This window comes from Streptomyces sp. NPDC000941, from assembly GCF_053599555.1.
In genome coordinates, this window is record NZ_JBSFMM010000306.1 from 1 (window position 1) to 10,682 (window position 10,682).

The following is a 10,682-nucleotide window of genomic DNA, read 5'->3' on the forward strand; positions in this document are numbered from 1 at the left end:
CTGGTCGCCGAGGGCCGCGTCCGCGGCGCGTGACGCGGCCCGCCCCGGCCGCGCCCGTCCGGCGCCGGTTACCCTCCGGCGTCGGATATCGTCCGGAGCCGGATATCAGGAGCGCTTGAGGGGCGCAGGGGAAGCGGCGGGTCGGGAGGCCGAGCGGACCCGCTCGGGCCAGGGCGGACAGTTCACCAGCTCGGCCCACTCCCGGTCGTAGCGCCCCGGCACGGCCCGGCCCGCGGAGGCCCAGCGCTCGACCAGGGCGGCGTAGATGGGCACACAGGTGCTCTGGCGGAGCGTTTCGCCGCCCGCGGTGCTCCGGTCCAGCGCTCTGCTCGGCTGCGAGAGAGAACGGCGTCGCATCGTCGTCGTCATGTCAGGCCAACGCGTCGCGCCCGGCGCGGTCACCGGCTTCCCGCGGAGCTCACCCGGACCGGGGCGGTCTCGCACATATCACCGACCGTGTCCGACAATGAAAAGCGTTGCCGAATTCAGAAAGGCATTCCGCATCGCCGCCGGTATCGCCGCCCGCGCCATGTGATTGCGGCACTTGATAACCGTGTCCATTGCAGCCTTTGGATTATTTTGCGATGTGCTGTTCAATTGCGCTGTTCCGTTGGGCGATTCAAGGAGGAGCGGGTGGGCACCCATACGCACGGACACGGGGAGGGCCACGCCGGGCACAGCCATGGCGTGGCGGAGAACGCCGACCGTCGCTGGCTGCTGGCAGCGCTTTCGCTGATCAGCGGCTTCATCGTGATCGAGGGCGTCATCGGGGTGGTCGCGCGCTCGCTGGCGCTGATGTCCGACGCCGCCCATATGCTCACCGACGCCGCGTCCATCGTTCTCGCGCTGTTCGCGATCCGGCTCGCGGCCCGCCCCTCGCGCGGCGGCTACACCTACGGTCTCAAACGCGCCGAAATTCTCTCCGCCCAGGCCAACGGGCTCTCGCTGCTGCTCCTCGCGGTGTGGCTGGGCTATGAGTCGGTGGAGCGTCTGATCGACCCGCCCGATGTGAACGGTGCTCTGGTCCTGGCCACCGGGCTCGCCGGAGTGGCCGTCAACATCGCGGCGGCCTGGTGCATGTCCAAGGCCAATCGCAGCTCGCTCAACGTCGAAGGCGCCTATCAGCACATCCTCAACGACCTCTTCGCCTTCATCGGCACCGCTGTCTCCGGTGTCGTCGTTGTGACCACCGGTTTCGCGCGTGCGGACGCGATCGCCTCGCTCGTCGTGGTGGCGCTCATGGTCAAGGCCGGCGTGGGGCTGGTCCGGGCCTCCGGCCGGGTGCTGCTGGAGGCCGCGCCGAGCGGGGTCGAGCCCGACGAGATCGGCGACCGGCTGGTGTCCCACGCGGCCGTGGCCGAAGTGCACGATCTGCATGTCTGGCAGATCACCTCGGGGGAGGTCTCGCTCTCCGCCCATGTGCTGGTCGCGGCCCCGGACGGCGACTGCCACGCCGTCCGCGAGGATCTGGAGCGGCTGCTGGGCGAGCGCTACGGAATCACCCACACCACCCTCCAGGTCGACCACCTCGGCGATCCACGGCCGTCGCGCGACGCACACGACCCGGCGATCGAGGGCGACGCGCGCGACGAGCACTGCCTCGCCGCCCATGGGCCGGTACATCGCTCGGCGCCGCACGGCCATTGACACATTCGCGGTGCGGGTAATCCGCCACCCCGGTTCGGAAAGATATGCGCCGAACTGATCCGCGATTTCTGGGCGCGTACGGGCTCATCAATTAAATCGGGTACCAACAGGCACAGGTGCGAATGAGCCGAAATATGCCCCGAATCCACTGATCATGCGGGTCGGAGGTATCCTCGGCTACGAACTGAATACGGGGAACGGGCAGGGCCTTGTCGCCGATGAACCGGGGGGTTCGCGTATGAGGTTTCAGGTTCTGGGAAACTTCGAAGTCCTGGACGACTCCCGCGTCCGCACGCCGAGCGCCCCCAAGCTCCGCCGGACCCTGGCCCTGCTGATACTGCGGCACAACCAGGTCGTGCCCACCAAGGCCCTCATCGACGAACTGTGGGGAAGCAGCCCCCCGGACAAGGCCATTCGCGCCGTACACACTTATGTCTATGAACTCCGCCGCAGCCTGGCCCGTCCGGGCTGCGGCGGAGAGCTGTTACTCCAGACCCGGCCGGGCGGCTATACCGTCCGCGTACCGGAAAGCGCGATCGACCTCAATTCCTTTCGGGTCCTGGTCGAAGAAGGCAGGGAGGTGCTTGCCGCCGGCGACCCCGGACATGCCAGGGAAGTGCTGAACCGGGCCCTGGGGATGTGGCAGGGAAGCGCCCTGGCCAATGTGGACTGCGGGGAACTGCTCGAAGCGCATGCCGCCGAACTGGAGGAGCGCCGGCTGCGCGCCTTGGAGATGCGCGTCGAAGCCGATTTCCAGCTCGGCCGGCACCATGAGCTGAACGGTGAGCTCAAGGCGCTGGCCGCGGCCAGGCCCCTGCACGAGGGCATCCACGCCAAGCTGATGCTCGCGCTCCACCGTTCCGGGCGGCGCGGCGAGGCGCTGAAGGTCTTCCACGATCTGCGCCGCCATCTGGTCGACGAGCTGGGCCTGGAGCCGGGCCCCGAACTCCAACGGCTGCAGCGCTCCATGCTCGCCGGGGACCCGTCGCTCGACCCGCCGGCCGCCCCGCCCCCGCCGCCCCGCCGCGCGCAGCCCCCGGCCCCGCCCGCCCAACTCCCCCGGGACACCACCGACTTCACCGGACGGCAGACCGTGCTCGACGAGGTCGCCGGCCTGCTCGCGGCCCACGGCGACACCACGGGCCTGCCCGTGGTGTCGCTGGTGGGCATGCCGGGTGTCGGCAAGACGGCCACCACCATCCACCTCGCCCATGCGGTCCGCGCCCGCTACCCCGACGGGCAGCTGTACGTACCGCTGGGCGGATCACAGCCCACCCCGGCGACCGCGGCGGAGGCGATGGAGCACATCCTGCGGGGGATCGGCGTGGCGCCGTGCGACATCCCCACCACACTGGGCGGGCGGACGGCGTTGTTCCGCACCTGGAGCTCGGACCGCCGGGTGCTGCTGGTGCTGGACGACGCCGACTCGCCGCAGCAGGTCGAACCGCTGCTCCCGGGCGGCACCGGCTGCGCCGTGCTGATCACCGCCCGCTCCCTGCTGTACGGGCTGCGCGGGGCGCGGACCGTGGCGCTCGGCTGCCTGTCCACCGCGGAGGGCGGGCAACTGCTCACCCGGCTGATCGGACGGGAGCGGACGGACGCCGAGCCCGAGGCCGTCGCCGACGTGGTGCGGCTGGCGGACGGGCTGCCCCTGGCCATCACCTTCCTCGGCGAGCGGCTGATGGCTTTGCGGCCGGTCAGCATCTCCTGCGTGCTGGCGAAGATACGATCCGCCAAGGGGCAGCACCGGCTCTCCGAACTGTCGGCGCTGGGGCTCGACCTGTACGACCGGCTGGACAGCTGCTTCCGCAAGCTCGACGAGAACACCCAGGAATGCTTTCTGCGGCTGGCCCTGATTCCGCACCGGCTGTTCACCGCCGCTCAGGGCGCCCGGGCGCTGGGCGCCGACACCACCATGGCCGATGTGGTGCTGATGCGGCTGGTCGACGCCTCACTGGTGGAGGTCTCGGAGGAGCGGGCGGCGGGCGGGCGGCACTACCGCTTCCGGGAACCGGTCCGCGAATACGCGCTGGAGAAGGTGGCGGTGGCGCGTACGGCGCCGTCGGTGCGCCAGTTCACGGGCTTCTGAGCCGCGGGCATCCCCCTGGCTATCGGTCTCGCCGGTCCGGGCGGTCGAGGGCGACCGGGGGCAGGAATTCACGGATGAGTGTGCGGTGCCACCATGCGCCGGTGGCCCGCAACTCGGCCCAGGTCGTGAAGCGGTACAGAAACAGCCGGGCGCGGATGTGGGTGGGCGGCGCGCCGGGGAAGGGGCACACCCGCAGCAGCTTCAGTGTGGCCCGGTCGCCCTCCAGCAGCTTGGTGACCAGCGGGCCGAACCAGGACCGGGCGTAGGCCGGTGAGATCCCGGCGAACCACATCATCCAGTCCAGCCGCAGATGGTACGGAGCGAACTGGCGCGGCATCCGGCGCACATCGCCCGGTTTGCCTCGGAACTCGTACTCCTTCCACACCGCGTCCGGCGTGGGCACCGGCTCGTCGGTGCCCTGGATCACCACCTCGAACCGGGCACGGTTGACGCTGCCGAAGGCGCCGTAGGTGTTGACCAGGTGCAGCGGGTTGAAGGAGTAGTTCATCAGCTGACTGCCCGACACCAGGTTCCGGGCCGGCCAGTAGCTGAGCACCACCACCAGCACGGTGGCGGCCAGCACCAGGGCCTCGTACCACACCGGGGGAGCGGCGAGCGGCGGCGGCTCGGGGAGCCCCAGCGCCTGGGCCGCGCGCCGCCCGTCGACCGCGGCGAGGGCCAGCAGGATGGTCACCCAGTTCAGCCACGAGAAGTTGCCGGACGTGACCAGCCACAGCTGGGTGACCACGATCACGCCCCCGGCCACGCTCGCCACCGGCTGCGGCGTGAACAGCGCGAAGGGCACGGCCAGCTGGGCGACGTGGTTGGCCGCGACCTCGACCCGGTGCAGGGGCCCCGGCAGCCGGTGGAAGAACCAGCTCAGCGGGCCCGGCATCGGCTGTGTCTCGTGGTGGTAGTACAGACAGGTCAGCTGCCGCCAGCAGCGGTCCCCCCGGATCTTGATCAGCCCGGCGCCGAACTCGACCCGGAACAGCAGCCAGCGCAGCAGCCACAGCACCAGGACCGGCGGCGCGGTGCGGGCGTTGCCGAGGAAGACGGCGAGGAAGCCGGTCTCCAGGAGCAGTGACTCCCAGCCGAACCCGTACCACACCTGTCCGACGTTGACGATCGACAGATACAGCAGCCACAGCACCAGCCACATCAGCATCGCGGCCCACAGCGGCACCCGGTCCGCGGCCCCCGCCACCACCGCGGCGGCGAGCGCGGCCCCCAGCCAGGCGCAGCCGGTGAAGAAGCGGTCCGAGAAGTGGAGGTGGAACAGGCTGGGGGAGCGCCGGAACGGCATGTGCGCGGTGAACCGCGGCACCGGCGTCAGTCCGCGCTCGCCGATCAGGGCCCGTCCCTGGTTCGCCGCGACCACAAAGGCGATCACATACAGGGCCGCCAGCCCCCGTTGGAAGACCAGCCGGGTCAGCCAGTAGTCGGATGAGGTGAACCAGTCCATGCGGAACCGCTCCCTGGGCCTGTTTCCCGGCTCGGTTCGCCCTCGCCGCCGGGCACCCGGCTATCCGTACCACCTACCGTCGGACACGCGCTGCCCGCGGGCCCCGGGGCGGGCCGAGTTCATCCGGTCGGCGCGGTGCGCCCGCCGGTCCTCGCTTAACCGGTTCAGGGCCACTGCTTTCATGGCTCGGTTCTCCCCCAGCTACCGCTGGGAGGTGCCCCCGGGGGGCGCCTCAGCCCCTGTCGACCGTGCTCGGCCCTTCGCGCGGCGGAGCCGGCTGTATCGATCTGCGGCTCCGCCGCGTGGCGATTGCAGCCTCAGGGCCTCCGCGCGCTCTCCCTTTCACAGTGACATCAGCGCCTCCGGCGCGGGCGGCCGCGCCTCTTCGGCTCACTCGCGTGGCGGGGCGGTGCTGCCGCGTGGGGTGAGGGCCGGGGTGGGCGCCTGGTGGGCGCTGGGCGCCGCCTGGCCGAGCACATCGAACAGGCGGCGGGCCACCTCGGCCCCGAAGCCGAAGACGTCATGGCTCATCGCCGACAGCGTGGGGTGGGTGAGCTGGCACAGCTGGGAGTCGTCCCAGGCCAGCAGCGAGACGTCGGCGGGCACCGAAAGACCCATCTCGGCGGTCACCGACAGGCCCGCCACCGCCATGATGTCGTTGTCGTAGATGACGGCCGTCGGCCGGTCGGCCGAGGCCAGCAGCGCCCGCGTGGCGCGCGCCCCTTCCTCCCCCGAGAAGTCGGTGGCGACCGTGCGCCCGTCGGCCAGGCCCAACTCCCGTACGGCCGCTTCGAAGGCGGCGGTACGGATCACGCTGTGCCCCAGCGTGGCGGGGCCGCTCACCCGGGCGATCCGCCGGTGGCCCAGCGCCGCCAGATAGCGCACCGCCTCGGTGACGGCCGTGCCGTCATCGGTCCATACGCAGGTGAATCCGCCGACCAGGGACGGGTGCCCGGCGGCCACGGCGGGCACCCCGAGCCGGTGCAGCTCGGGGACGCGCGGATCCCCGTCGTGGAGGTCGACGAGAATCGACCCGCCGACCTGCCGCCCCCGCCACCACGCCTCCTGGACCTCGATCTCCTCGCGCACATCCCGCACCAGCCGCAGCAGCAGCGAGCAGGACCGCTCGACGAGCACGCTCTCGATGCCCGAGACGAACTCCATGAACCACGGCTCGAGCCCCAGCATCCGAGCCGGCCGGGCGATGGCCAGGCCCACGGCGTCCACCCGTGCGTTGGACAGCGACCGGGCGGACAGATGCGGCGCCCACCCCAGTTCCCGGGCGGCCTCGAAGATCCGGGCCCGGGTGGCCTGGGAGACGCCCGGGCGGTCGTTGAAGGCCAGCGACACCGCGCCCTTGGAGACCCCGGCCCGCGCGGCGACGTCCTTGATGGTGACGCGCCGCGCCGGCCCTGCCGTGACCTCGCTGTCCATGCACCGACTCCCGCTGCTCGGCTGCCGCTCGCGACGAACGCCACACCCTACCGCGTCGGTAAACCGGTCAAGGTCGATTTTCCGGTGCCCTGGCCGCGAACGGCCACCGGCCGCGCCGCTCGCGCCCCTCACCCACTCCGCCGGTACGCAGACGACGCGGATGCCGACGGAGCGGATGCCGATGGAGTGGATGCCGACGAAGCGGAGAAGGGCCCGCGGCCGAGTACCTGGCCGAGCGCGCCCATCGGCGGTTTGAGCAGATCGCCGGCGCGGGGCAGCGACGGGCCCGGCGCCATCAGGCCCCGCAGCCCGGCCGGAAGGGGCAGCCGGTGCCAGGGGACATACCGGCCCACCAGGCCGAAGGCCGCGCGTACCGGGGCCTGCAGGATGGCGACAGGGCGCGGTGTGACGAGGGCCGGCGGTCCGGCGGGGGCGAGCAGTCCGGCGGGGGTCAGCCGCAGCCCCAGCCGCTGGGCGCCGCTCGCCTCGTACGCGGCCTTGCGGGCGCGGTTGAGGTTGCCCAGCGGGCGGAACTCCTCCGTGGTGTGCCAGGGGTCGAAGGCCAGCCGCTCCACCCGGCGCGCCGCCGAGCGGGCCGCGGCCGCGTCCAGATCCTGGCGCGGCACGGTCAGCAGGGCCACCGGGATGACGGGCGCGTCGCTCTCCCGCCACTCCACCGAGCCGTTCTCGACCGGGGTGCGGCGCTCGTCCAGATACCGCTGCACACACAGCTCGAAGCTGATGTCTCCGGTGAACAGACGCTGCGTCAGCTCCCGGTGGAGATAGTCGGGATCGCCCCGGTCGGGCGGCGGGGCCGGGGTGCCGCCGGGAGCGGGGCGCAGCTGGTAGCGGACCGGCCCCGCGTCGCCCCACAGGATCGCCCCGCAGCTCCAGAAGGTCTCGCGGGCCAGCGAGCCGACGGCGTGCCGGGCAGCGGTGTGCACATTGCGGCGCATCCGGGCCGCGGTGGACCAGCCGACGGCCAGCGGCAGCTTCACCAGCAGCCCGAAGGCCTGCTCGGCGGCGCTGCCCGCGCCCGCCATGGCCTTGGCGAAGGCGACGTATTCGCGCGCGTCGGCGGCGTGCGACACCGGGAAACCGGTGGCCAGCAGGTCGTGTGTCCCCTCGGCCCCGGCCCGCACCCGTACGGCCATCCGCCGCAGACCGGGCGCGGCGTCCGGCCGCTCGGCGCCGCGCGCGTCGGACAGCCGCACGGCGGCCGAATACTCGGCGCCCGGCTGCGCGTAGCCGACCCGCAGCACCTCGGGCAGGTCGTCGTGGAAGCGCAGCCGGGCGTTGTCCACGCCGAGTGCCGACCTGGCCTGGAAGGTACGCAGGAGACGCGCGGGGCTGCCGCCGGGGCGGTACGCCCCCCGCACGTCCACCAGCTCGTGCGCCAGCTTGTCCAGGACCCGCCGCTCCGTCTCCAGGCTGCCGCCCTCGTACCGTTCGTAACGGAGGAATGGCGCAGAGTGACGCAGTGTGGACCGCTCGTGCTGTGCGGTGTCGACCATGGGGGAAGCCTCCGTGCGGAACGGGGAGAGACGCGGTACTGCGGGGCGGCGCGGGCGTGCCGAGCCGGTACGCGGCGCCGGTCCGGCTCTTGGGTCAGCGTAGGGGCGGGCCATCGGACCCGCAGCTCAGCGCCGCTGGAGGGGTGACCGGCCGGGTCCCGGCCGCTGGGGCACACTGGTCCTATGCCGGAATTGCCGGAGGTGGAGGCCCTGGCGCAGATCCTGGCCGAGCGCGCCGTCGGCCGGGAGATCGCCCGTGTCCACCCCGCCGCGGTCAGCGTCCTCAAGACGTACGATCCGCCGCTGACCGACCTCGAAGGGCGTACCGTCACCGCGGTGCGCCGCCACGGCAAGTTCCTCGACCTGGCCACCGACGGCCCGCATCTGGTCCTCCACCTCGCCAGGGCGGGCTGGCTGCGCTGGCGGGACGGCCTCCCGGAGGACCCGCCCCGCCCGGGCAAGGGCCCGCTGGCGCTGCGGCTGCGCCTGGCCGGCCCGGAGGGCGCCGGCTTCGACCTCACCGAGGCGGGCACCCGCAAGGCGCTGTCCGTCTACTGTGTGCACGACCCCCAGGAGGTGCCGGGGATCGCCCGGCTGGGGCCTGACCCGCTCGCGGAGTCCTTCACCCTCGAGGAGTTCGCCGGGCTGCTGCGCGGAGTGCGCCACCGGATCAAGGGCGTGCTGCGCGACCAGAGCGTCATCGCCGGGATCGGCAACGCCTATTCGGACGAGATCCTGCACGCTGCCCGGATGTCGCCCTACCGGCTGGCAGCCGACCTGACGGAGGAGGAGATCGCCCGGCTGTACGAGGCGATGGGCAGCACGCTGCGCGACGCCGTCGAGCGCTCTCTGGGGCTGGCGGCGCGCGACTTGAAGGCGGAGAAGCGCGGCGGTATGCGGGTACACGGCCGCACCGGCCAGCCCTGCCCGGTGTGCGGCGACATGGTCCGCGAGGTGTCCTTCGCGGACTCCTCCCTGCAGTACTGCCCGACCTGCCAGACCGGTGGGAAGCCGCTCGCCGACCGGCGGCTGTCCCGGCTGCTGAAGTAGCGGCCGGGGCCGCTCAGGCGCGCGTCGCACTCTCGTAGTCGCCCAGGAAGCGGAACCGCCCCTTCTCGACCCGGTAGAGGAACAGCCCGGTGCCCGGGGTCAGGGATCCGTTGCCCCGCTCGAAGGCGTACGTCTTGGTGATCCCCCGGTACCGGACCGCGCGCAGCCTGCGTGCCATGGCCTCCCGGTCGATGCCCTGTGGACCCAACTCGCGCAGCGCCTGCGCGATGAGCCCGACGACGTCGTACGCCTCCGCGGCGTGGCGCCCGGGCGCGGACCCGTACCGCTTCCGGTACGCGGCCGTGAAGGGCCGCGCCGAGGGCAGGGCCGTCGCGTCGGTGAAGGCCGAGCTGAGCAGCCAGCCGTTCGCGGCCTCGCCGGCCCGCTTCAGGAACTCGGCGTCGATGACCGGCTGCGTGGCCAGCCGCGCCCCGGTGAAACCGGCGGACGCCAACTCCCGGGCGAACAGCGCGCCCCGGGGCGCGCGGCCGCCGAAGACCACCGCCCGGACCCCGCTTCGGCGCACCTCGTCCACCGCCCGGCCGAAGTCCCTCGCGTCCGCCGGGACGGTGACGGTCAGCGACGGCAGGTCCCCGCCGCGCATCGCGGTGGCCATGGACCGGATGAGGTTCCAGCTGTAGTCCCCGGCGGCGCGGTCGTCGATCAGGGCCGTGCGGTGCGGCCGGGTGTGCCGGGCGAGGTAGGACAGCAGCGGAAGGCCGAGGCCGCCGTCGTCCGGCCGGGTCTGCAGATAGGACGGGTGCTCGACGGCGGACACCTCGGCCGTGCCGACCGACACCGACAGCAGTGGCAGCCCCGCCTTGTCGTAGGCGCCGATCGCGGCCTCGCAGGTCGCGTCGGTCGTCGGCCCGATGACCGCGATGACCGTGGGGTCGGCGGCCATCCGCTCGGCGATGTTATGTGCGCCGCCCGGGGCACCGCGGTCGTCCAGGGCCTTGAGAGCGAGCGTGACGGGCCGATCCGCACGGGCGTTGAGACGCTCCACCGCCAGCTCGGCGCCCCGGCGCTGGGCAGTTCCGGCCGTGGCCTGGCCACCTGTCAGATCGGCGTGCACCCCGATCGTCCACCGGGGCGGGGTGGGCCGGTCGCCCCCGCCGCTGCCCGCCTCGGGGCGCGAGGCCGCCCAGATGCCGAGGCCGCTCCCGGCCGCCAGCACCGCGCCGCCCGAGGCCGCCGCCAGAAACCTGCGGCGGCCGGGGCGCGGCGGCTTCGGCACCTCATCTTCCGTACCGACCACCGTGGGCGGGACGTCGGGGAGCGCCAGCAGCTCCGCCGAGCGCTTGGCGATCAGCTCGGCGACCGGCCGCGGCAGCCACCCCGTACCGTCCACCGGCGGCCCGCCCTCCGCCAGTCGCCGCCCCAGCTCGGCGGCGGTCGGGCGGCGCTCGGGGTTCTTGTCGAGGCAGGCTTCGATGAGCGGGCGCAGCCGATCGGGCACCCCGGTCAGATCAGCCGTGTCGTG

Annotated in this window: 8 protein-coding genes; 3 read left to right on the top strand and 5 right to left on the bottom strand. The window is 72.7% G+C overall.

Annotation, left to right across the window (positions count from 1 at the left end):
- Positions 1–105: 105 nt before the first annotated feature.
- A complete protein-coding gene (locus tag ACWDSL_RS48715; protein ID WP_450495603.1) occupies positions 106–357 on the bottom strand; it encodes a hypothetical protein in 252 nt (83 codons plus the stop codon).
- Between the two features lie 276 nt (positions 358–633).
- On the opposite strand from ACWDSL_RS48715, the gene ACWDSL_RS48720 reads away from it, so the two are divergent.
- Positions 634–1,647 carry a cation diffusion facilitator family transporter gene (locus ACWDSL_RS48720; protein WP_450495604.1) on the top strand — a complete coding sequence of 338 codons (1,014 nt, stop codon included), beginning with the start codon at positions 634–636 and terminating at the stop codon, positions 1,645–1,647.
- 238 nt (positions 1,648–1,885) lie between these two features.
- A complete protein-coding gene (locus ACWDSL_RS48725) occupies positions 1,886–3,736 on the top strand; it encodes a BTAD domain-containing putative transcriptional regulator (RefSeq protein WP_450495606.1) in 1,851 nt (616 codons plus the stop codon).
- Between the two features lie 19 nt (positions 3,737–3,755).
- Here ACWDSL_RS48725 and ACWDSL_RS48730 read toward each other — a convergent pair whose 3' ends face one another.
- The 3 genes from ACWDSL_RS48730 to ACWDSL_RS48740 all read right to left on the bottom strand — a co-directional run bounded on the left by ACWDSL_RS48730 (position 3,756) and on the right by ACWDSL_RS48740 (position 8,149).
- Entirely contained in the window at positions 3,756–5,201 is a 1,446-nt protein-coding gene (locus ACWDSL_RS48730) for a lipase maturation factor family protein (protein WP_450495607.1), read from the bottom strand.
- Positions 5,202–5,591: 390 nt separating this feature from the next.
- Positions 5,592–6,635, bottom strand: a complete 1,044-nt coding sequence (locus tag ACWDSL_RS48735) for a LacI family DNA-binding transcriptional regulator (RefSeq protein WP_450495609.1) — start codon at positions 6,633–6,635, stop codon at positions 5,592–5,594.
- Between the two features lie 128 nt (positions 6,636–6,763).
- Complete coding sequence (locus ACWDSL_RS48740; RefSeq protein ID WP_450495610.1) at positions 6,764–8,149, bottom strand: hypothetical protein; 1,386 nt, start codon at positions 8,147–8,149, stop codon at positions 6,764–6,766.
- Between the two features lie 183 nt (positions 8,150–8,332).
- On the opposite strand from ACWDSL_RS48740, the gene ACWDSL_RS48745 reads away from it, so the two are divergent.
- The gene (locus ACWDSL_RS48745) at positions 8,333–9,199 is read left to right on the top strand and encodes an Fpg/Nei family DNA glycosylase (protein WP_450495611.1); all 867 of its coding nucleotides are present in this window, start codon (positions 8,333–8,335) and stop codon (positions 9,197–9,199) included.
- 13 nt (positions 9,200–9,212) lie between these two features.
- Here the strand turns inward: ACWDSL_RS48745 and ACWDSL_RS48750 are convergent.
- Positions 9,213–10,682 (bottom strand): ABC transporter substrate-binding protein (locus ACWDSL_RS48750; RefSeq protein ID WP_450495613.1); only part of this gene is annotated, 1,470 nt, incomplete at its 5' end.